The organism is Roseateles chitinivorans (assembly GCF_050632145.1).
Classification (GTDB): Bacteria; Pseudomonadota; Gammaproteobacteria; order Burkholderiales; family Burkholderiaceae_C; genus Roseateles; species Roseateles chitinivorans_B.
In genome coordinates this window covers 4,603,416-4,625,401 of record NZ_CP192577.1, presented here as the reverse complement: position 1 = coordinate 4,625,401, position 21,986 = coordinate 4,603,416, and the positions used below count along the sequence as shown (strand labels likewise).

Annotated in this window: 20 protein-coding genes and 1 pseudogene; 9 read left to right on the top strand and 12 right to left on the bottom strand. The window is 63.5% G+C overall.

The features are described from left to right. Positions 1-45 precede the first annotated feature (45 nt). From ACQ86G_RS21275 to ACQ86G_RS21260, 4 genes are all read right to left on the bottom strand, one after another. The gene (locus ACQ86G_RS21275; RefSeq protein ID WP_431257171.1) at positions 46-1,458 is read right to left on the bottom strand and encodes a multicopper oxidase family protein; all 1,413 of its coding nucleotides are present in this window, start codon (positions 1,456-1,458) and stop codon (positions 46-48) included. A gap of 17 nt (positions 1,459-1,475) precedes the next feature. Next, entirely contained in the window at positions 1,476-2,918 is a 1,443-nt protein-coding gene (locus ACQ86G_RS21270) for a TolC family protein (RefSeq protein WP_088404235.1), read from the bottom strand. Between the two features lie 723 nt (positions 2,919-3,641). After that, positions 3,642-4,118 carry a hypothetical protein gene (locus tag ACQ86G_RS21265; protein ID WP_431257170.1) on the bottom strand — a complete coding sequence of 159 codons (477 nt, stop codon included), beginning with the start codon at positions 4,116-4,118 and terminating at the stop codon, positions 3,642-3,644. Positions 4,119-4,234: 116 nt separating this feature from the next. Further along, positions 4,235-4,567, bottom strand: a complete 333-nt coding sequence (locus ACQ86G_RS21260; RefSeq protein WP_431257169.1) for a copper-binding protein — start codon at positions 4,565-4,567, stop codon at positions 4,235-4,237. Between the two features lie 157 nt (positions 4,568-4,724). Here ACQ86G_RS21260 and ACQ86G_RS21255 point away from each other — a divergent pair, with 157 nt between their 5' ends. The 8 genes and pseudogenes from ACQ86G_RS21255 to ACQ86G_RS21220 form a co-directional block, all read left to right on the top strand. After that, complete coding sequence (locus ACQ86G_RS21255) at positions 4,725-5,405, top strand: heavy metal response regulator transcription factor (RefSeq protein WP_088404582.1); 681 nt, start codon at positions 4,725-4,727, stop codon at positions 5,403-5,405. A gap of 56 nt (positions 5,406-5,461) precedes the next feature. Beyond that, positions 5,462-6,823 (top strand): heavy metal sensor histidine kinase, encoded by a 1,362-nt coding sequence (locus ACQ86G_RS21250; RefSeq protein ID WP_088404238.1) that lies wholly within the window; start codon positions 5,462-5,464, stop codon positions 6,821-6,823. Positions 6,824-7,322: 499 nt separating this feature from the next. Beyond that, entirely contained in the window at positions 7,323-7,649 is a 327-nt protein-coding gene (locus ACQ86G_RS21245) for an ArsR/SmtB family transcription factor (protein WP_431261461.1), read from the top strand. 12 nt (positions 7,650-7,661) lie between these two features. After that, positions 7,662-8,156: an arsenate reductase ArsC gene (locus tag ACQ86G_RS21240; RefSeq protein WP_431257168.1), complete on the top strand. Its 495-nt coding sequence runs from the start codon at positions 7,662-7,664 to the stop codon at positions 8,154-8,156. Positions 8,157-8,159: 3 nt separating this feature from the next. Then, on the top strand, positions 8,160-8,648 hold the full coding sequence (locus tag ACQ86G_RS21235) for an arsenate reductase ArsC (RefSeq protein ID WP_088404240.1): 489 nt from the start codon (positions 8,160-8,162) through the stop codon (positions 8,646-8,648). Positions 8,649-8,657: 9 nt separating this feature from the next. Next, entirely contained in the window at positions 8,658-9,737 is a 1,080-nt protein-coding gene (arsB, locus tag ACQ86G_RS21230) for an ACR3 family arsenite efflux transporter (protein ID WP_088404241.1), read from the top strand. Continuing rightward, positions 9,730-10,452: an arsenical resistance protein ArsH gene (gene arsH, locus ACQ86G_RS21225; RefSeq protein WP_431257167.1), complete on the top strand. Its 723-nt coding sequence runs from the start codon at positions 9,730-9,732 to the stop codon at positions 10,450-10,452. Before arsB ends, arsH begins: the two co-directional genes overlap by 8 nt. A 67-nt stretch (positions 10,453-10,519) precedes the next feature. After that, positions 10,520-10,780: pseudogene (locus tag ACQ86G_RS21220) on the top strand (MFS transporter); the annotation flags it as partial. Between the two features lie 33 nt (positions 10,781-10,813). Here ACQ86G_RS21220 and ACQ86G_RS21215 read toward each other — a convergent pair. Continuing rightward, on the bottom strand, positions 10,814-12,733 hold the full coding sequence (locus tag ACQ86G_RS21215) for an FTR1 family protein (protein WP_431257166.1): 1,920 nt from the start codon (positions 12,731-12,733) through the stop codon (positions 10,814-10,816). A gap of 135 nt (positions 12,734-12,868) precedes the next feature. Next, a complete protein-coding gene (locus ACQ86G_RS21210; protein WP_431257165.1) occupies positions 12,869-15,457 on the bottom strand; it encodes a heavy metal translocating P-type ATPase in 2,589 nt (862 codons plus the stop codon). An 85-nt stretch (positions 15,458-15,542) separates the two neighbouring features. Here ACQ86G_RS21210 and cadR point away from each other — a divergent pair, with 85 nt between their 5' ends. After that, on the top strand, positions 15,543-15,989 hold the full coding sequence (cadR, locus tag ACQ86G_RS21205) for a Cd(II)/Pb(II)-responsive transcriptional regulator (protein ID WP_088404245.1): 447 nt from the start codon (positions 15,543-15,545) through the stop codon (positions 15,987-15,989). Between the two features lie 311 nt (positions 15,990-16,300). On the opposite strand, the gene ACQ86G_RS21200 is transcribed toward cadR, so the two are convergent. The 6 genes from ACQ86G_RS21200 to ACQ86G_RS21175 form a co-directional block, all read right to left on the bottom strand. Next, positions 16,301-16,675: a diacylglycerol kinase gene (locus ACQ86G_RS21200; protein ID WP_088404246.1), complete on the bottom strand. Its 375-nt coding sequence runs from the start codon at positions 16,673-16,675 to the stop codon at positions 16,301-16,303. After that, positions 16,672-17,532, bottom strand: coding sequence for a flagellar motor stator protein MotA (motA, locus tag ACQ86G_RS21195; RefSeq protein ID WP_088404247.1), 861 nt, complete (start codon positions 17,530-17,532; stop codon positions 16,672-16,674). The genes ACQ86G_RS21200 and motA overlap by 4 nt, the downstream gene beginning before the upstream one ends. A 138-nt stretch (positions 17,533-17,670) precedes the next feature. Beyond that, positions 17,671-18,492 (bottom strand): hypothetical protein, encoded by an 822-nt coding sequence (locus ACQ86G_RS21190; RefSeq protein WP_431257164.1) that lies wholly within the window; start codon positions 18,490-18,492, stop codon positions 17,671-17,673. Beyond that, positions 18,489-19,100, bottom strand: a complete 612-nt coding sequence (locus ACQ86G_RS21185) for an ArnT family glycosyltransferase (protein ID WP_431261460.1) — start codon at positions 19,098-19,100, stop codon at positions 18,489-18,491. Before ACQ86G_RS21185 ends, ACQ86G_RS21190 begins: the two co-directional genes overlap by 4 nt. A gap of 85 nt (positions 19,101-19,185) precedes the next feature. Beyond that, the gene (locus ACQ86G_RS21180) at positions 19,186-20,220 is read right to left on the bottom strand and encodes a glycosyltransferase family 2 protein (RefSeq protein WP_431257163.1); all 1,035 of its coding nucleotides are present in this window, start codon (positions 20,218-20,220) and stop codon (positions 19,186-19,188) included. Between the two features lie 51 nt (positions 20,221-20,271). Continuing rightward, positions 20,272-21,795, bottom strand: a complete 1,524-nt coding sequence (locus ACQ86G_RS21175) for a hypothetical protein (protein ID WP_431257162.1) — start codon at positions 21,793-21,795, stop codon at positions 20,272-20,274. Positions 21,796-21,986 lie beyond the last annotated feature (191 nt).

Here is a 21,986-nt window from a genome sequence, read left to right as displayed (position 1 = left end):
CTTCTAGAACGCTTTTTACTTGGAGGTTGAGAGTGAGATTGGCCGTCAGTGGTTGTCGTGCCCGCCGCTGGGCTTGCGCACGCGCATTTCGACGTTTCTCGCCGGTTTGCGCGCCAGTGGCATGGATTGGCCGCCAGCGCTGAACGATCGCGCCGGCTCGGGCAGTGCACCGGTGAACTCGTACGCCACCTCGCCCTTGGGATGCTGGTACCAGCCCGGATCCTTGAAGTCGCCACGCTTTTGGTCGGCGCGCACCTTCAGCACGGTGAACATGCCGCCCATTTCCACGGGGCCGAACGGGCCTTGCCCAGTCATCATGGGCAGCGTGTTGTCGGGAATCGGCATCTCCATTTCCGCCATGTCGGCCATCCCTCGCTCGCCCATGGCCATGTAGTCAGGGATGAGGTTGTTGACCTGCTTGACGATGCCGGTGTGGTCGACGCCGATCATGTTGGGCAGACCGTGGCCCATGGCATTCATCGTGTGGTGACTCTTGTGGCAATGGAACGCCCAGTCCCCCGGTTCGCTAGCGACGAACTCGATCGCACGCATCTGACCGACAGCCACATCCGTGGTCACCTCTTCCCAGCGGGCGCTTTCTCGAGTCCAGCCGCCGTCGGTCCCCGCGACCACGAATTCATGCCCGTGCAGGTGGATGGGATGGTTGGTCATCGTGAGGTTGCCCACGCGGATGCGCACGCGCTCACCTTGGCGTGCCACCATCGGGTCGATTCCCGGGAAGACGCGCGAGTTGAAGGTCCAGAGATTGAAGTCGGTCATCTCGCTCACCCGCGGGGTGTAGCTGCCCGGCTCGATGTCGAAGGCCGTCAAGATGAAGCCGTAGTCGCGATCGACCGGCATGAACTTCGGCTCTTTTGGATGCACGATGAACATGCCGTACATCCCCATGGCCATCTGCACCATTTCGTCAGCATGCGGGTGGTACATGAAGGTGCCGCTTCGCCGTACGACGAACTCGTACACGAAAGTCTTGCCCGGCTGAATGTGCGGCTGCGTGAGTCCGCCTACGCCGTCCATGCCGTTAGGAAGCCGCACGCCATGCCAGTGGATCGTCGTGTGCTCGGGCAACTTGTTGGTCACAAACAAGCGAACCCTGTCGCCTTCCACGAGCTCGATGGTCGGACCCGGCGAGCTACCGTTATAGCCCCAGAGGTGAGCCTTCATTCCCGGGGCGAACTCTCGCACCACAGGCTCGGCCACGAGATGGAACTCCTTGACGCCGTTGTTCATGCGCCAGGGCAAGCTCCAGCCGTTGAGCGTCACCATCGGGTTGTAGGGACGGCCCGTTGTGGGATGCAGCGGTGCGGCGGACAAGGGGTTGGATTGATAGACCGGCTCGGGCAAGGCGGCCATCGCCACTTTGCTCACGGTCGAGGCCGCCACGGCGGCGCCCGCGGCTGCGGTTCCCGCCAGGAATCGGCGTCGGCTGTTTGTCATGGAACTCTCCGTCGAAATCAGTGGCCTGCGTCGCCGCCGGTCGGGGCAGCGGAGGGAGATTGGAAGGCGATGGGTCCTGCGGGCTTGCCGATCAAGGTGGCTTGAAGCGCCGCATCTGCCAACCAGAAGTCGCGCTGCGCTTCCAGTGCTTGGTTGACGCTGGCGACCTGGTCGCGCGCGTCGGCGATGAGTTCGAACACCCCGATCAACATGCCGTTGTAGCGAAGCTGGTTCTCTTCCGAGATGGTTTTACGCAGCGGCACCACTTCGTCCATGTAATGCCGGGCAACATCGAATGAGGTTCGATAGGCACCGTAGGTTTCGCGAACTTGCGAGGTCGCGTCCACGGCCAGCTGCGCGGTGCGATTAACCGCGGCCATGTAGGTAGCCTGAGAACGCGCACGGACCGCGTCGCCAAAATCGAACAGCGGAATCGGCAGTTCAAGCTCAAACCCTCTTTGCGGCGGCTCGCCGGTCTCGCTGTTGCGCACTGCTGCGACATGGAGTCCGTTGATGACGCTGGTCACGCGACTGAGTCCAAGTTCACGGGCCGTCGCTCGAAGATCGGCCTGCGCCATGCGCACGTCGAGGCGCTGCTCGATTGCCTGCTGCGCGACCTGGGCCTCATCGCGCGGAGTTTTGGGCAGGTCCGGCAGTCGCTCCGGCAGCTTGAGCTGGCGCGCCTGCGCGGCATCCAGCCCCAGAGTGCGCACAAGCGCTTCGCGGCTGCTTTGCGCGCTTTGCCGCGCACGGGCCAGTTGAGCCACCGCCTCAGCGGCAAAAGCCTGCTCCCTGGCCCGCTGGAGCTTGCTGAAGTTGCCCACGGCCTGCATACGTCGAGCGAGTTCCGCGCTTGCGTCGGCCGCCGCCTTGACCTGCTCTGCGTACTGGACCTGCTGCTGTGCGGCAACTGCGCGGACCCAGTTCTGCCTCGCGTCAGTGGCCGCCTGAACGACGTCGCCGGCGAGTCGCAGTTGGATCTGCTGCTGTTGGAAGCTGGCGATCCGCATGCGGCTTGGCAGCAGCAAGAGGTCGAATACGGAGATGCCCAGCGACCGACCGATATCGAGGTCTCGATCGGCCCCTTGTCCTCGCACCAGGCGCTCGAAGGTGAACACCGGGTTGGGAAGCCTGGCACCTTGAGCGGCCGCGGCGGACGCAGCCGCGCTGTCGTAGAGCGTGGCCTGCAGCGCCGGGCTGTAGGCCAGCGCAAGACGTACTGCGTCGTTGGCGCTGAGGGGCTGGGCCAAGATCGACTGCACGTCCTTGGCGGCCTGCTCGCGGGCCTCAGGTGAGCGCAGCCATTTCACTTCGGCGCCGAGTCGGCTTTGCGCGAGGAGCTGCACGTCATTGAAGTTGCTGTCGATGGCGGTGCTGGCGCAACCGGCCAGCAACGTTGCCGCTAGCGGAACGACCACCCAGGTAATGCGCCGCGGGACGCGGCTGTGCCGGCTATTCATGCACGGTCTCCAGTAGTTCAGTGATGTTGGGGATGGCTGCCCCCGGCCGTGCTTGCAGGCGCGGCGGCTGGCTGCGCTGCCTTGGCGGGTGCGCGACCCGCAGCGTTGACTGGCGGTTTGACCATCTCGGTCTGCTGCGAGGGATTTGGCGCCGTGGCAGTGTTCGGACGCGGCGAGTTCGCACTCGGCTGCTCCGGCTTCGCTTCATGACCGGCATGCCCTTGAGGCTCGGGAGCCTGCTGCTCCGTCCCGCCCGAGGCCTCCTTGGCGTAGGTGCGCCAGCCCCCGATCTGGCCCACCCGGTCGTTGGCGGCCTTCCAGGACTGAATCGGCTCGTCGGCGAACCGGCGGTAGCTCTCGAAGGTTGGGAGGTGGCGTAGGTCGTTTGCGGCTTTGCCTGCCGCCGCTTCTCCAGTGCCGGCGCCTTGGCCAGTTGCTAATGCCGGCGCCACGGCCTGCGACTTGGGACTCGATCGGGCGGGCTCTGTATTGGGTACGGTGCCGTGGCCCGGATGTTGGGCGAATGCGGGCGTCGCAAGGGCCAGTGCCCACGCGCCAAGGGTAGTTCGGGAAAACATGTCGTTCCTCGTGAACGCTGTCCTGGGGTAGGACAGACTCGCCACGCCTCGAACAGGTCCGAAGGCATAGCAGCTCAGCTCGCCGCGTTCAACCGGGGTCCGCGCTCAAGACGAGCGGACCCGGCGTCGCACACGGCGAACGTCGTCAGAGGAAGGAGGTTCGTGGGGGCCGCTCAGGGCCGCTTGTCGTGAACTCCGCGTCAGGAGAGACCGACGCGCAGTAGCGATCCTTTTCGGTCGCGACGTGGATCACGGTTGCGGCGCGCGACGGCAGCGCGGCAGCGCCACAGCAGGACGCGCAGACGTTGCATTTGGCCGAGGCCTTGGCTGCCCCGGCCTGCTTCAGGTCCCCGTGCGAAAGCCCGTGGTTGTGCGCGGCGCTGGAATCAACCCCGTGAACTCCTGGCTGCGCATGACCGTAACCGTCTTGCAAGTGCTCATCCAGGACGTCCAAAGGGGCGGAATGGTCATGATGGTCGTGGCCCGCGTGCTTCTCGACGAGCGCGGTGTCAACTTGATGGTGTTCCATTCCGCAGCAGCGCATGGCCGCAGCCACCGCACCCTGCAAGGGGATGGCGACGGCAAGCAAGCAAACGAAGACGGTTCGGACCAACAGGGTCATGGCGTGAGTGTAGGGGCGCAAAGGCCAGTTGTGAAATTGGGGCAATCGGTGAACCGGTAGGTTCTACAAGGCGGTGTAGCGCTCGGGATCGGTGCGGCAAGACTCAGGGAAACCACTCACTTTTGCAGCTCCGTGATCTGGATCGTTCCATCCACTTTGTCAGCCTTGAACCTGATCTGGTCGCCGACCTGGAGCTGCGCCAGGACCGACGCGTCAGCCCGAAAAACCATCGTCATGCCCGGCATGCCAAGGTTCTCGATGGGGCCATGCTTGAGCGTCAACTTGCCTTGGCCAGCATCGATCCTTTTGACCTCGCCCGGGGTGAAGCTGCTGCTTGACGATGCCTTGGTCGCAGTGCCGCTGACCTCGTTGGCCGCCACCGCGACCCACGGTGCGACAGACGCGACGCCGGCCAAGGCGATCGAGACCACAAGGGTGCGCAGACTCATGACGTAGCTCCTGAAGGAAGAGCTACCTGCAGGGCGTTCGCAAGTAGCTTGGGCGCGACTGTACAAACCCTGTCCCCACGGCGCGGGGACAGGAACATGACAGACCGGTAATGTGGCTGTCCTCCTGCGGAAGGCCGTCCTGCGTCACACTTTGGTCATGAGAATCTTAGTGATCGAGGACGAGGCCCGCTTGGCCAGCTACCTCAAAAAGGGCCTCACGGAAAGCGGCTATGTGGTGGATTTGGCCGGCGACGGGATTGATGGGCAGCATTTGTCCGTCGAAGGTCAGTACGACCTCGTCGTACTTGATGTGATGCTGCCTGGCATTGACGGGTTCGAGGTCCTGCGCCGGCTAAGGGAGCACAAGTCCACGCCGGTGCTGATGCTCACAGCGCGCGACAAGGTGGAAGACCGCGTGCATGGTCTCAAGGTTGGCGCGGACGATTACCTGATCAAGCCCTTCGCCTTCACTGAGCTTCTCGCTCGCATCGAAGCGCTTCTTCGCCGCGGCGCCACGCATGCCTCCCAACCCTTGACCTCGCTGCGCTTGGGGGACCTAGAGGTCGATCTGTCCCGACGCAAGGTGACGCGGGCGGGCAAGCGTCTGGATCTTTCGCCCAAGGAGTTCACCCTGTTGTCCGTCATGCTGCGGCGCCACGGCGAAGTCCTTTCCCGAACGGTGCTCGCAGAGCAGGTCTGGGATCTGAATTTCGATAGCGAGACCAACGCGATTGATGTCGCGGTACGTCGGTTGCGGGTGAAACTTGATGAGGGTTTCGACAAGCCCTTGCTGCACACGGTCCGCGGAATGGGGTATGTGCTGGAGGATCGCGGTTGAGGCGAGACCATCTCTCACTGCTCGCCCCCTCGTGGCCGCGAAGTCCCTTGCGGTCGATGGCTCAGCGGCTGACGCTTGCAATGACTTTGCTGGCCGTTGCCGTTTTCGTCGCAGTCGCACTCCTTCTTCACAGCGGTCTCAAGCGCGAGATCGAGCGGGCCCGGGAGCATGACCTTGAGGGCAAGATCGACGTGGTCGAGCATCTGTTGGAGGAAGTGCGCAGTCCCGCAGATGTGCCGGCGCTGACGCATCACCTCAACGACGTATTGATCGGGCATGGACAGATGCGCATCTGGCTGGTGGGAGAAAACGGCCGCAGCCTCTATGGTGGAAGTCAGCCGCCAGTCCTTGCGAAGACGGCCAATCAGCTCGAGGTCGTTCGGGAGGACGGGCTTGTGATGCAGGCGCGGCAAGTTTCCATCCCGGCCCACCCGGTACTTGGACATCAGGCGTTGATCGTCGCGATTGACGCTCGCGATCAGGAAGCGATGTTGCGTCGCTATGGCAACCGCCTCGCAATTGTGTGTGGTGTGGGCGTTGCGCTGATCGTCTTGATCTCCGCGTGGGTCGCGCGCAGATCGCTTCGTCCGGTACGTCAGCTTTCAGAGGAGGCGGCGGCGCTCAACCCGCGGTCGCTCTCTTCACGACTATCGCCGGTCAACACTGCAGAGGTGCAGGAGTTGGTTCACGCGTTCAACAGCGCGCTTGGCCGTGTCGAGGCGGCCTACGGTCAACTGGAAGGCTTCAGCGCAGACGTCGCGCATGAACTACGCACGCCGCTGGCCACCATGATAAGCAGCACCGAAGTAGCGCTGATTCGAGATCGTCCTGCAGCTGAACTGCGCGAAGTGTTGGGAACGAACCTGGAAGTTCTGCGGGAACTCTCCAGCCTCGTCAATGACATGTTGTTCCTGTCCAAGGCTGATCAAGGGCAGCTCGCCGATCGCCTCGATCCGCTCGATCTTCGAGACCAGGCAGAGCACATCGCCGAGTACTTCGAACCCATGCTCGAAGAGCAAGGCGTTCGGTTGCGCATCGAAGGCAATGCCAAGGTCCAGGGCAACGCCGGTCTGATTCGGCGGGCGCTTGTGAATCTTGTCGGCAACGCGGCCCGGTACACGCCGCGCGGCGAGGCGATCATCATCGAGTTGAAGATGCTTGAATCAAACGCCGTGCGTGTGTCCGTGCGGAATCCGGGGCCCGCCCTTGCGCCGGAACTGCTGCCGCGACTCTTCGATCGCTTCGTGCGAGGCGATCCCGCGCGTGAAAAGTCGGGCAGCCATCACGGGCTGGGTTTGGCCATCGTCAGGGCCATCGCAGTCATGCATGGCGGGCGCGTTTTCGCCGGATCACAGAATGGCTGGACCGCTGTAGGCCTTGAATGGCCAAATCAGCGTGCCTCTGCCCCCAGCGCCTGAACCTCTCGGGAGGAGAGCCTACGACGATCATCACAGCGTCGGGGACCTCAAGTGATACCACACCTGGCCTTCTCGGGAAGGGCCCGCTGATGAGATCGTCCGTGCTTGTCGCCTCGAGGACTATGCCGCAGCCAGCGAGTAGGTGTTCAATTTCGATTTCACCGCATTTTGGGGCGCATCGATGAAGCGTCGCGCTGAGGTCACGTCGCGCCACCCATATGTTCATGAGTTCCTTCAGCTCGCCCATTGACGGTGGCCCAGCTAGCAAAGCCAAAGCATAGTGAATGGTCGGAGTAGGTGTCGCTTTGAAGGCCAACGTCCTTAGGAATGCGCGGTGAGAGTGCGGGCAAGGCCTGGATGGCCCTACGTTCATGAGAGATGTTCCCGGGCGACGGGTGCGGCGGCGAAGCAGGGAGTGCGCAAAGCGTAGCTGCCGTATTGATCTTTCTTCAAGCCCGGGGCCTTGCGGGTCATTACAAGTTTTGTTGTAATGATCGCCATGGACAAGACAACAGCCCTTGCTGGCCTCGGCGCGCTGGCGCATCCGATTCGTCTCGACGCGTTTCGCGCACTGGTCGTCGCGGGAGAGGACGGCCTCACACCGGGCGCCCTCGTCGAGATGCTGGGGGTGGCCTACGCCAAGCTGGGTTTCCATCTGAAGGACCTCAGCGAAGCAGGACTCGTCACCTCGGAGCAATCGGGCCGGCATGTGATCTATCGCGCCGTGTACCCGCAGATGAACGCGCTCCTGGCCTACCTCACCGAAAACTGCTGCCAGGGCACCGCCTGCGCCGTGGAATCCACATCGACCAACTGCGACTGCTGAAAGGAAACTGACATGACATCGACGGTCTACAACGTGCTGTTCATCTGCACGGGCAACTCTGCACGGTCCGTCCTCGCCGAGGGCTTGCTCAACCATCTGGGGAACGGCCGCTTCCAGGCGTATTCGGCAGGCAGCCACCCCAAGGGCGCAGTACATCCGCTGGCCCTCAAGGAGCTCAGCCAACTCGGCATCCCCACGGACGGGTTCCGTAGCAAGAGCTGGGAGGAGTTCGCTCAGCCGGGCGCTCCCGAGATGGATTTCGTGTTCACCGTCTGCGACCAGGCCGCTGGCGAGGTTTGCCCGGTGTGGCCCGGCCAGCCGCTGACCGCGCATTGGGGCATGCCGGACCCTGCGGCTGTCGAGGGCAGCGAAGACACGCAGCAGCAAGCCTTCCGCGCCGCGGCAGTCACGATGAAGCGCCGCCTCGAACTGATGATGTCCTTGCCGCTGCAGAGCCTGGACGCCATGGCCATCCACAAGGAAGTCAAAGACATCGGGACCCGCTGAGCCATGACCACCAACGTTCTCATCCTGTGCACCCACAACTCGGCGCGAAGCGTGCTGAGCGAGGGCATGCTGAACCACTGGGCCCAGCGTCTGGGCAAAGACATCCATGCCTTCAGCGCCGGCAGCGCGCCGAGCGGGCGCATCAATCCCTATGCCCTCCAAGCGCTGGGCGACGCAGGCATCGACACGAGCGCCTATCGCAGCAAGAGCTGGGACGAGTTCGTCACCGATGGCGCGCCCGAGATGCGCGTTGTCATCACCGTGTGCGACAGCGCCGCGGCTGAGCAGTGTCCCTACTGGCCCGGCAGCCCCGTCAAGGTTCACTGGGGCTACGCCGACCCGTCGAATGCGCCCGAGGCGGACAAGCCGCAGGCCTTCGAGCTCACGCGGCAGGCCATCGGGTACCGAATGCTCCAGCTGGCACAACTGCCGCTGGAGACCATGTCCAACGCCGAGCTCCAGCGCGCGCTCGATGCCATCTCGAAGTCCTGACGTCCGGCCATGACTACCGCAATTCTCAAGCCCGTCGCCGCCGCGGCCAAGCCGGCCATCAGCTTCTTCGAACGCTACCTCAGCGTCTGGGTAGCCCTGTGCATCGTCGGGGGCGTCGCGCTGGGCCAGTTCTTTCCCGGCGTATTCAAGGCGGTCGCCTCCCTCGAAGTGGCCCAGGTCAACATTCCTGTAGGCCTGCTCATCTGGGTCATGATCGTTCCGATGCTGCTGAAGATCGACTTCGCGGCGCTCGGCCAGGTCAAGGCGCACGCCAGGGGCATCGGCGTCACGCTGTTCATCAACTGGGCGGTAAAGCCCTTCTCGATGGCGCTGCTCGGCTGGATCTTCGTTCGCCACCTGTTCGCCGCGTGGCTTCCGGCCGATCAACTCGACAGCTACATCGCCGGGCTCATCCTGCTGGCCGCGGCGCCGTGCACGGCCATGGTCTTCGTGTGGAGCCAGCTCTGCAAGGGAGATCCGTACTTCACGCTGTCCCAAGTGGCTCTCAACGACGCGATCATGATCGTCGCCTTCGCACCCATCGTCGCGCTGCTGCTGGGCCTGTCCTCAATCACGGTACCGTGGGACACGTTGATGACCTCGGTCGGCCTCTACATCGTCGTGCCAGTCATCCTGTCCCAGCTGTGGCGCAGACAGCTACTCAAGCGTGGTGCCGCGCACTTCCAGGTAGTCGCCACCAAGCTGGGCCCGCTTTCGATTGCTGCGCTGCTGCTGACGCTCGTGCTGCTGTTCGCCTTCCAGGGCGATCGCATCATCGAGCAACCGTTGGTCATCGCCTTGCTGGCCGTGCCCATCCTCATCCAGGTAGTGCTGAACTCGGGCCTGGCCTATTGGCTCAACCGAAGGATGGGTGTTCAGCACTGCGTCGCCGGTCCGTCGGCGCTGATCGGCGCCAGCAACTTCTTCGAGCTGGCCGTGGCCACCGCCATCAGCCTCTTCGGCTTCCAATCCGGCGCCGCCTTGGCCACCGTGGTCGGCGTGCTGATCGAAGTGCCGGTGATGCTCGCAGTCGTCGCCATCGTGAACCGCTCGCAAGCCTGGTACGAACGAGGAGCGCAACGTGCTTGAGCTCGATCCGACTTTCCCGGCACTGCAGTCCGACCTCTTCGATGTGCCGGATCAGCAGCGGCTGACGGTGCGCGAGCCGTCGAAGCATCGTCCCCGATTCCTGATGCTGTATGGGTCACTGCGTGTCCGGTCCTACAGCCGTCTCCTGACCTTTGAAGCGGCACGGCTGCTGGAGGCCATGGGCGGCGAGTTGAAGATCTTCGATCCGTCCGGTCTGCCGCTGCCCGACGATGCGGCCGACACCCACCCCAAGGTCCAGGAACTGCGCAAGTTGGCCGACTGGTCCGAAGGCATGGTGTGGTGCTCCCCCGAGCGCCACGGCGCGATGACCGGCGTGATGAAGTCGCAGATCGACTGGATCCCGCTCACGTCGGGTGCCGTCCGTCCGACGCAGGGCAAAACGCTGGCGGTGATGCAGGTCTCGGGCGGCTCGCAGAGCTTCAACGCGGTGAACCAGATGGGCGTGCTCGGCCGTTGGATGCGGATGCTGACCATCCCTAACCAGTCGTCCGTCGCCAAGGCTTTCGCGGAGTTCACCGAGGAGGGACGCATGAAGCCGTCCTCGTACTACGACCGCGTGGTCGACGTGATGGAAGAGCTGTTCAAGTTCACGCTGCTGACGCGCGATCACGGCCACTACCTAGTCGATCGGTACAGCGAGCGCAAGGAGACGGCGGAGAAGCTGTCCGAACGGGTCAATCAGAGCGCCATTTGAGCGCGAGTGCGGGGCTGCGGCCCCGATCTCTCCAAAGCCTGTCCGTCGAGCTTCGCCGCGAGGTCAGCTGCACGGCGCGGGAAACGGCATCCTGACTATCGCCAAGGGGACGCTTCCGCTCGCGGTTGCCCACGGGTACGGATATCGGCAGGGAGTCTTGAGGGTGCCTGCGCGAATCGCGCAAGCGCTGGCGCCTTGGGCTTTTGGTCTGGCCGTCGATGTATGGGGAGCGGGTGCGCTCGCGATCACTGCCGGACTCAGCACCCTGGCTCTTGCTAGCCTATTCTTCCTATCGCTGGAAGTGCGGACCACAGCTCGGCATCCCTAGGCCCGCCGAGTGTTGCATGCCGCTCGGTCCGCTTCAATGAGCGCGCACCGCTTTTGATCTTGCATTTCGCAGGAAGAAGGCCAGGACGAGCAGAAGAACGGCCCCCTGGGCGGTCAGGCCGATGACCGATGGATAGACCCCCAGAACTTCGAGACGCGGAGCGGACAGCGCGCTCGGCGCGATCCAGCCAGCCTCTTGCAGGGCGGCCACGCCCTTACCCGTCAGGACCACAGCGAGGATGGCCACAAGCCACGAACTCACGGAGAAGAACTTGCCGATTGGAAGACGGGCGCTGTACCGCAGCAGGAGCACCGTGATGAGCGCCAGGCAAAGCACACCGACGCCCAGACCGTAAAGAATGGCACCGTCGTTCCCCTGGCCCCACAACGCGGCGTAGAACAGGATCGTCTCGAACACCTCGCGGTACACGGCCACGAAGGCCAGACCGAACATGAAGAAAGCCGAACGTCGGTTCAGCGCTGCGGACATGCGCTCGCGGAGGTAGGCCTGCCATTGGCCGGCCACGCTCTTCTGATGCATCCAGATGCCAACGCTCAGGAGCACGATGGCCGCGAACAGGCTCGACAGCCCCTCGGTGACCTCACGGTTGGCGCCGCTGATCGACACCGCATACGTCGCGATGGCCCAGGTGACGCCCCCGGCCCCCAAGGCGCCAATCCAGCCCGCATGAACGTACGGCAGCACGTCGGGACGCTTGGCCTGTCGCAGGAAAGCGATCATCGCGACCACGACCAGCAGCGCTTCGATGCCTTCGCGCAGCAGGATGGTCAGGCTTCCGAAGAATGCGGCCGTCGAGTCAGCGCCTGCGGATGCCAGCACTTGATCTGCGGCGTCGAACAGCCCGTCAATCTTGGCGACCGACGCTTCGATTTCTTGAAGCGGAGCTTTGGATGCGATCAGCGAGCGGTACTGCCCCATTGCCACTTCGATCTGGTCCTTTAAGGAGCCTTCACGGGCTGCCAGCGCTTGCTCGTAGGGTTCCACGCCGTCGAGATAGGACGACAACGCCAGCTCGGCGGCGTCCTTGGGCTTGCCCGCCTTGAACGCGTCAACGCTTTGATGCAACCGCTCGCGCGCAAGCGTGAGGCTGTTCGCGTGCGGCGCCGCAAGTGCCTCGGGGTGCGCATGGAGATAGGCCATCGTCGCCGCAGCTTGGGCCTCCCCAAGGGCGCCCGCGAGTTCGGATTCAGTCAGGCGAACGAAGTGATCGATCCCGCTGACCTCGCTGCGCGCCTTATCGGATTCCTTCCAGATGCGCTGTCCCTGCTCGCGCTGCTTGTCGTCATGGGCGAAAGTGCCCAAGTACATCGCGACCGCCCAACGATCTTCCTCGGATAGCTGACCAAACGCAGGCATCGCGGTTCCGGCGATCCCCTGGCTAGCCGCCTGGTACAGCGCGAACACGCTGCGCTGGCGAGCCCGGTCGTGGTCACTGAACGCGATCGGCTTGGGATCGAGCTGCTTAGCCAGAGGGCCGTCGCCGTTGCCTGAAGCGCCATGGCAGGCCGCGCAGTTAGCCGCGTAGACCGAGGCGCCCAGCTTCAGGTCAGGCAGCGCGGTGGGTGCGAGCGGGACCGGGTAGACCGCGATCAGGTGATTGGCCAACGCCTTGGCCAAACCACCGACCTTGGTGGCATTGGATTTGGCAGCAATCTGCGCTTGAAGGGCTTCGCTTTCGCGCAGCAAGGTCGCGCGTTCGGGCTTGTCTTCCAAGGCAGCGATCTTGTCGTGCGCGGTCTTGGCGAACTCCCGCATCTCGTCGTACTCGGACTGCGCAACGATCTTGCCGTCCTGTACCGCACCCGAATAGTCGACAGCCAAGTAGTCGAGGATCTGCCATACGCGGCGCACGTCAGCCTCCGCGGCACTCGCAGCGCCGCTGGCCACCATGCTGAAGAGGACCAAGCCCGCTGCGAGGATCTTGCGCGCCATGCTGAGACCGGCGTGTAGAACGCCGTGAGTGCGACTCATTGTTGTTCCCGAACGAAAAGGCGGCCCGTCGAGCGGGCCTAAAGATTGCGTTAACTACTGCTTAGGCGAGCTAACGATTGGGCAAAAAGGATTGGGTCAAGCGCGAAGCGGTTTGAGAAGTCGCAGCCCGTTGAACACCACCAGCAAGCTGGCTCCCATGTCGGCGAACACGGCCATCCACATGGAGGCGCTGCCGAACACCGCCAAGACAAAGAAAACGGCCTTGATGCCCAGCGCGAGCGTGATGTTCTGCCAAAGGATCGAGTATGTCCGCTTCGAAAGCCTGATGGTTTCTGCAACCTTGCGGAGGTCGTCGTTCATGATCAAGACGTCGGCGGCTTCCTTAGCGGTGTCCGTGCCCGCAGCGCCCATGGAGAACCCCACCGAGGCGGCAGCCAGCGACGGACTGTCATTGACCCCGTCGCCGACCATGCCTACATCCTGAGCCGCAGCGGTTTGGGTCACCCATGCCTGCTTGTCTTGGGGCAGCAAGTTCGCGCGAACCTCGTCGACGCCGACCTCCTGACCAATCGCCTTGGCCGTCGCCTCGTTGTCCCCGGTCAGCATGACCGTGCGCACGCCTACGGCCTTGAGTTCGGCGATCGCCTGGCGGCTTGTGTCTTTGGTGGTGTCTGCAACGGCAAACATCGCGAGCACTTGGCTGCTGCTGGCAAGCAGGGAGAGCGTGCGGCCTTGCGACTCGTGCTTAAGCAGGGCCGCCTCCAGCTCGGCCGAACACTGTCCGCGTTCGTGGATCCAGCGGTGGTTGCCCAGGACGTACTCGACACCGTCGATCGTGCCGTGAACGCCTTTGCCCAGTTCAGCGCCGAAGGCCGTCACCTCAAGGGGCTCGCCGGCCAGACCGTCCACGACAGCCTTGGACACCGGATGATCGGATCGGGCCGCCAAGCTCTTGGCCACGCGAAGGACCTTGCCCTCGTCGCCGCTGTCAGCAACGACCTGGCTCGCCACCAACTTGGGCCGTCCCTCGGTCAGGGTGCCGGTCTTGTCCAGGCCAAGGACGGAGAGTTTGCGGGCATGCTCCAGGTAGGCGCCCCCCTTGATCAAGATGCCGCGGCGCGCAGCAGCTGCGAGGCCGCTCACAACAGTCACCGGCGTGGAGATCACCAGCGCACACGGGCAGGCGATGACAAGCAGCACCAGTGCTTTATAGACGGCGGTCATCCAGTCCCAGCCAAGCAGAAGCGGCGTACCCAGCGCCACCGCGAGCGCCAGTACGAAGATCGCCGGTGTGTAGACGGCGGCGAACTTGTCGACGAACCGCTGCGTCGGCGCGCGTTGGCTCTGGGCCTCTTCGACTGCGTGGATGATTCCAGCAAGCACCGTGTCGCTGGCCGGCTTGGTGACGCGGAACTCCAGCGAGCCGCTCTGGTTGATCGTTCCCGCAAATACGTCGTCGCCTGGCGCCTTGTCCACCGGCACGCTCTCGCCCGTCACCGGCGATTGGTCCACGGCGCCATGGCCAGCGCTCACGCGGCCGTCCAGTGCAAATCGTTCGCCAGGCTTGACCCGCACGAGCGAGCCGACCTGGACAAGCTTGGCTCGTCGGAGCGTCCAGGACCCATCCGGCTGCTGGACTTCCGCTTGGCTGGGTGAAAGCGACAGCAGCCCTGCGATGGCGTTTCTTGCCCTGTCGACCGAGCGGGCTTCGATCAGCTCGGCCAGCGAGTACAGGGCCATCACCATGGCGGCCTCAGGCCACTGACCAATGAGGAAGGCGCCGATCACGGCCACGCTCATCAGCGCGTTGATGTTGAGCTGCCCGCGCAGCAGCGCGGACAGCCCCTTCTTGAAGACAGAAAGGCCCGAGAGAGCAATGGCCGCAGCCGCAGCGCCCATGCCGACTACCTTCCAGACGGTGGTGTCGGGAGCGAAGAAATGGAAGCCTTCCGCGAGGATGGCCACCGCCAGCGCAGCGATCAACCGCGTTAACTCGGCGCGTTGGGATTTCGCAGTCAATTCGGCCGACGGTGGCTCGCTGAGCACCTCAGACTTGAAGCCGGTTGCCAGCAGCGCCTGCACCACGGCATCCTTGGCCCAAGCCGGCGCGTCCACCGACAGTGTGCGTGCGGGAAGGTCGAACTGTAGGCGACGGACATCTGGGACCCGCTCAAGCGCGCGTCGAATCTGCGCCTCCTCGGTCGGGCAATCCATCGCTGGCACGCGTAGCAGCAGGCCTGCGAAGGCGGTGCCGCCGTGCGGCGCCGCCTCGCTGGAAACGGCGATCGGCTCCGAGCACGAGGGGTCGCGACATGCCGTGGCGCCAGCGGACACCGCGGCCGTCTCGACGTGCGTCTCAGATGCCGACTCGGGCGATTGCGCCGCAGGATCCGTAGCGAAGCCCAAGCCGTTGATGGCCGCGATCACGTGCGGCCACGCGTCTTGAGGAGCGTCGACAGCTAAGCCGCGCTGAGCCAGATCGAACCGCATGCCCCGAACGCCGGCGATCTTTTCCACCGCTGCTCGAATGGGACGCTCCTCGTTGGGGCAGTCCATGGAAGGGATGTGCAGGTCGAGGACGCTGGTGTGTGCGCTGGCGAGCGCCGACGCCTTGGGGGCCTCGGCCTGGTCACCGCAGCCTGACGAGGAACAGCTGCCCGCGCAGGCGGCTGTGCCTGCCGTAGCCTTGGAGGCAGTGATGTCATTCAGCGAAGAGGTGCTCATGCCCCGATTGGAAAACCTATACCAACTACAGAGTCAACCCAATGACCCCTAAAATCGAGATGACTTATCCGCTGCCGGGAGCCCCATGAAGATTGGCGAACTCTCCTCCGCCGCATCGACGCCGATCGAAACGATCCGGTTCTATGAACGGGAAGGTTTACTTCCGGCGCCGGCGCGGACCTCCGGAAACTTTCGGATCTACGAAGCGGCCCACCTGGATCGCCTTCAGATGATTCGGTACTGCCGTAGCCTGGACATGTCTTTAGACGAGGTGCGGGTGTTGCTTCGTTTTCGTGATGAGCCCGCCGCCGCGTGCGGCGACGTAAACGCGTTGTTGGACGAGCACATTGGTCACGTCTCAAAACGCATCGAGGAGCTGCGTCTGCTGGAAGAGCAGCTCGTGGATCTGCGCAGGCGATGCGACGACGAGCGTACGGCCCAGCATTGCGGCATCCTTGCCGGGCTGAACGAAGCTTCGCAGGAGGGGCTCTCGACGGCCGTTCCCAAGCGACGCGCCGTTCACGGACACTGACCTTAACTCGCCGCACCCACCGCTATCTACCAGCGCGCCGCCGCCGCCTTCGGATGGGCTGACAGCTGTCATGAACGTTGCACCTGTATATGCCGCCTCAGCACTGCAGGAATAAGTTGTAGGGTGCGTAGAGCGGGATCTAACATCTCAGCCAGGCTCCTCATTCTCACGACCCACGGCAGCTTCCAGCTGCAGCTTCACTGGCTATGGAATCTGGCGAGGCGCTTGGAAGCGGCAACTGCAATTCATCGAGTGCGCCCGCCCTGTCAGAGCATGACAGGGCTGCGGGATGGCATCGCGAGGCTTCCCGGTCATAGCCAGCGGCTCGCAAGCACCGCAGCCCAGACTGTCGCAGCCAACGCGATGGCGAGCAAGACAGCGGCGCTGCCCATGTCTTTGGCCCGCTTGGACAACTCGTGACGGTCAAAAGAGATCCGATCAATCGCGGCTTCAAGAGCTGAGTTGAGCAGCTCCACGATAAGCACCAACCAGATCGACGATATCAGCAGCGCCCGCTCAACGCCGTTTCCTCCCAACCAGAGCGCAAGCGGCATCAGCACGATGGCGACCGCTACCTCCTGTCGGAAGGCGGACTCGCCGACAAACGCAGCTCGAAGGCCTTGCAGCGAATACCCAAACGCATGTACGAGCCGATCGAGGCCTGTTCGACCCTTGTGGGGATTCACCGCTTGCCCTTCACGTGACCCTCGAGTTCCGCGAACGACGGACGCTCGGTCGAATAGAGCACCTTGCGACCGAACTCGATGGCGACTTGCGGCGCGTAGCCCTGCATAGATGCCAGCAGCGTGGTCTTGATGCACTGAAGTTCCTTGCCGGCCTCGTCCACCTTGGATTCGAGCGCGCCGGCCAGCGGCTCAGCGAAAGCGTAGGCCAGCAAGATCCCTAGGAATGTACCGACCAGCGCCGAGCCGATCATCCCACCCAGCACCGCCGGCGGCTGACCGACCGAGCCCATGGTGTTCACCACGCCCAGCACAGCGGCGACGATGCCGAAGGCCGGCAGCCCGCCCGCCAGACGCTGCACCGCGATCACGGCGAGGAAGGCCTCGTGGTGATGCGTGTCGATCTCAGCGTCCATCAAGGATTCGATCTCGTGCGCGTTCAGGTTGCCCGAGACCATCATCCGCAGGTAGTCGGTGATGAACTCCGTGACGTGATGGTCGTTGCCCACCGTCGGGTACTTCTGGAACAGCGGCGAGCTATGCGGATCCTCGACGTCCTTTTCGATGGACATCAGCCCTTCCTTGCGAGCCTTCTGAAGAATGTCGTACATCAGCGCGAGCAGCTCCATGTAACGCGCCTTCGTGTACTTGCTGCCCTTGAAGCAGGCCGCGAGACCCTTCACCGTCGCCTTCATGACCTTGGGAGGATTGGTCGCCAACATGGCGCCGATCGCCGCGCCGAAGATGGTGGTCATCTCGAACGGCAAGGCCTTGAGCACGACGCCGATGTTGCCCCCGTGCGCGATGAACACGCCAAAGATGCAAGCCAAGGCGAGCGCCCACCCGATGGCTATGAACATTGATCAATCTCCAAAATTGGTGCTACGCGTCGACGATTTCGCCGTGACTGCCGCAGCGTTGAAGCCGCGCCCCGAAGGCACGGCGAGTTCGTGAGGTTTCGGGCCGGCCTCACGCCGCATCGGACGGTGTGGGGCGATTCATCCAGCTGGACCTGCGCGGACGAGCAGGACATAACCATCGGCATCGAAGAGCACATGCAGCTGGGAGCGGCGACTCCCGGACAGGGACCGCCAAGACTTCTCGGTGGTCACCAGGAATTCATGCTCATGAAGGGGACCGAGCTTCGGATCGCGGCGAAGCCACAGGTCAAGTTCCTCGTCCTTGACCACGTCGTGCGCTTTGCCAGCGGTGTAGAAACTGGCGGAGTACGGCAGCGCATTGAGGAACGACACTTCCGAGGCCTTGTGACCGCCAGACAGCAGGGGGAGCAGCACGCCAGATGCAGATCGGATGGCGCCGACCGACCCTTGGCTCAAGAGCAGCGCGGCGGCCCCACCGGTCAGGAGGACAAGTCCCGTAGCGACAAGCCCGTGAACGACGCCTTGCCGCGTATCTCGTGCAAGCCAACGCCCGGCAAGAATCGCCAACGCAGGCGCGGCCGGGAGCACGTACGTCCAAAGAATGTTTCTCGACGCCGAGAACAGCAGCGCTGGCGTCAGCGCCCAAGCGACGAGTAGCGCCGTGTCAGGAGATCTCTCCGATCGCGTACCTCCGGCGATTTGCCTCGCGGCCCTGCGCCTGCCGATCAACAGCCAGGGCAGAAGCAGGCTCCACGGCAAGAACCCAACCGCCAGGTATGCCCAGACTATTCCCCTGGCCTGCTCGTGCGCGGTGCCATAGAGGTCACCGGTCCATCCCGGCTGCGTGAACCGGCTCCAGTGCTCCCCGACGAGGAAGTATTCGAGGAACCCCGGGCTGCGAAGCTCCGCCATCACGTACCAAGGTCCCGCAATGCTCAAGACCAGCAGTCCCCCTTGAACCAGGGCAGCACGATCACATCTCGGAACGCGCCGCGACAGCTCAGGCCATGCACGGCGACCGGGACCAAAGACAGAACAAGCGCCACCGGTCCCTTCGCCAGCAGTCCCAAGGCGAGCCCCACAAAGAACGCCAGTGCGCCGACACGCACTCTGGTCAGGTTGGTCCCGGAGATCGCCCACCAGAAGCCGCCAATGCTGAGCGTCACGGCGACGGTCAGAGCCATGTCGGTCATCACCGCGCCCGCACTCACGAAGAACACCGCGCTGCCCCACAACACGGCGACGCCAAGGATGGCCTCGCGGGCACTGGAGTCACGCAACCATCTCCAGACGATCAGCGTGACCATCATGGCGAGCACCAGCATGGGCAGGCGAGCACCCCACTCGTTAGCGCCGAGAGCCAGTTGACCGGTCGCGGAGAACCAGGTCGACAGCGGCGGCTTGCCCCAGAAGACGACATCCCCAGGCAGGTGAAGATTGATCCAGTCGCCACCCGACATCATGATTCGAGCGATCTCCGCGTACCGGGCCTCGGTGTTGTCCGAAAGGGGTAGGTCCCCAGCGTCAGGGTGCGAAGACCGATGCAGAGCGCCAACAAGACGACCACCCAGAATGTGGTCGATATCGCTCTGGGAGGTGTGTGGGCTACTTCGCGTACATCCAAGGCGCGGCTCACCAAGGCCTGGCTCCAGCGACCCACAGGGGTGGCGAGGACACCGCGGGACGGAACTCTTCGATCAGGTACAGCGGCCTGGCTTTGGACTCGATGAAAAGACGGCTCACGTACTCACCGAGGATGCCGATGGCCATCAGCTGAAGTCCGCCGAGGATCAAAATGCTGATGATCAGGGTCGGAAACCCATGTATGGGCTCGCCGAACAGCGCCGTCTTCGCGAGGAAGTACACCGCGTAGAGGAAAGACGCGACAGCGCAGGTCAGGCCCACGTAGGTGGCCATCTTCAACGGCACCGTCGAGAATCCGACGATCCCCTCCACCGCGAAGCGCCAGAGCTTGCGAAAGCCCCACTTGGTGTGGCCTTGGTTTCGCGCGTCCCGGTCATAGTCGATCGTGACGGCCTTGAACCCGACCCACGCAAACAGGCCCTTCATGAAGCGGTTGCGTTCCGGGAGCCGATTGATGGCGTCCACGACGCGACGGCTCAGCAGGCGGAAGTCCCCCACGTCGGGCGGCATTGAGGTTTCCGACAGCATGTTGAAGATGCGGTAGAACGCGAACGCCGAGAACGTCTTGAGCCAGCTTTCTCCGGCGCGCGACCTCCGGCGCATCGTGACGACGTCGGCGCCTTCCTCCCAAGTACGAATCATCTCGGGGATTAACGCGGGAGGATCTTGGAGGTCGGCATCGATCAGGATCACCGCTTCGCCGCGCGCCAGATGCAGCCCCGCGGTCATGGCCGCTTCCTTGCCGAAATTTCGGCTGAAGGATGCGACACCCACGCGAGGGTCTAGCGCGCGGAGCGCGTTCAAGGCGTCGCGCGTCCCGTCAGTGCTGCCGTCGTCGATGTAGAGGATCTCTACGCGACGATCCAGAGACAGCAGTGCTGAGCTCAGTCTTTCATGGAATGCCTTCAGGCTGGCCGCTTCATTGAAGACCGGCACGACGACGGAAACTGCACCGGCCATCTGGCGCATTGGCGCGGCGGGGACAAGTTGAAGGGGAGCCGGGGACCAGGCAGCGTTGAACATCTCAGCCAAGCTCCTCTTCCTCGTGCCCCATGGCTGCATCCAGCTGCAACTTCACTTGACGCGCCCATCGTGGTCCACCGCGCATGGCATCCAGCGCGTCAGAGCTCGCCTTCGCGAAGTGAGAGACTCGGACAGCCCGTGGCTGTCCAACGCTTGCTTCAATCTGGCCGCGCGATGCCGGAGCTCGATATCACGAGGTCCAGAGCCCTGCACGCTGCCATCAGCGAGGTAGCCCGCGCTGCGCTTCAGGGTTTGCAAAGTCGAAGAGGAGAGCGCGGGTATAGCCCGCGGAGAAGACAGCCTTGCATGCTGGATGAACGGGTTCTTCCCCACTACCAAGCCCCAAGGCCGCAGTCCTTCGACGATGTCCACCGTCATGGCCTCGAGTTTGGTGAGACCGAAGTCCCTTGCCACCCTTAGCCGTGCGGCCAAGGCGCCGTTGGTCTTCGCCACCTCAAAAATTCCGCGCGCGGCGTCGGACTCGCAGCCTTGAACAGGAAGGATGAAGGTGCGGATCAGTCCCTGGGCTTGGAAATCCTGAGACTGCGACGCCAGGTACAACCAGTGCAACCCCTGTTCGGCTTCACGTAGGGATGCAGCGGCGCGCAGGATCGTTGCGCCCAGCCGGCGCTGCGCTGAAACGTCCCCGCTCGCCGCAGCTTTCTCCAAGAAGAAGCGCGCCATCGGTGGATTGGCCACGGAGCTGTGGTTGTTGGCATGGAGCTCGTAGAGCCGGGTCCAGGCTTCGCCATACCCAGCGTCGGCTGCCCGCATGAGCAGTGCGGAAGCCTTGCGTCTGTTCAGCGCCGGCACCAGCATTTCCCAGTCAATCGATCCGACGTTGTTGCCGCTCAGGGCCTGGCCCAGCAGCAACGCCGCAGCACAGTTCCCTCGGTCAACGCAGTCATCGAGCAACACCTCGATGGCCTTCGTATCGACCGTGATTCGCACATCGGGGATCGACTTGGCAAAGCTGATCGCGGCGTACACCTGGTCGGCCAAGGTCGAGTTGGACAACTGTCCGAGGGCCAGGCTCACTGCGAGGGCTCGCAGTAGAAGGCGCGGCTCTTTTCTCACAAGCGCCCGCTCCATCGCCAGCGCAATTAGCTCGGGCCACCCGATCTTCGGGACCCCCAGGAGGGCCTTCACACGCACCACTGCCGCATCGTCGGATTCAGCCGCGGAGGCCGGTAGCGTCAGCGCGTCCTTTGCGCTGCTCTGACCAGATCGCGCAGCAAGCCGAAGCCAGCCCACCGCCTCACTCTGATCGACCTGCGTGAGCAGATTCCAAATGGCTACCCTGAGCTGCGCTTCTCCGCTACCCAGACGTGCCGCCCGCTCAAGTGTGGATACACGTCCGTGAACAGCGATCTCATGCAAGTCGAGCGCCTCAACGATAAGACGTTGAGCCTCTTCTTCCTTGAGAGTCTCGACATGACTCAGGTACTCAAGCCCAAGCGGCACGTGCCGCGGGAATCCCTTCATCCCTTCAAGGTACATGCGCCCCGCCTCGAAGCAGGCCGCAGCATCTCCTCGTCTTGCCCTGGAAATCAGTTGAATGTCTTGTCTTCTCATCGAGCGCCTTTCTTCGCACTGGCGCATTTGCCGAGCATCCTCGGGACACTCGCATCGCCGGAACATCGCGAGCAGACGAGAGACTAGAGATCAGGCATTGACCAACAACTGACCGTCTGATTACCGGTTCGTCAGCTTCGATGGCGATGGCGTCGGTCGTTCCCGGACGTGTCGAACATGTGACCTCGCAT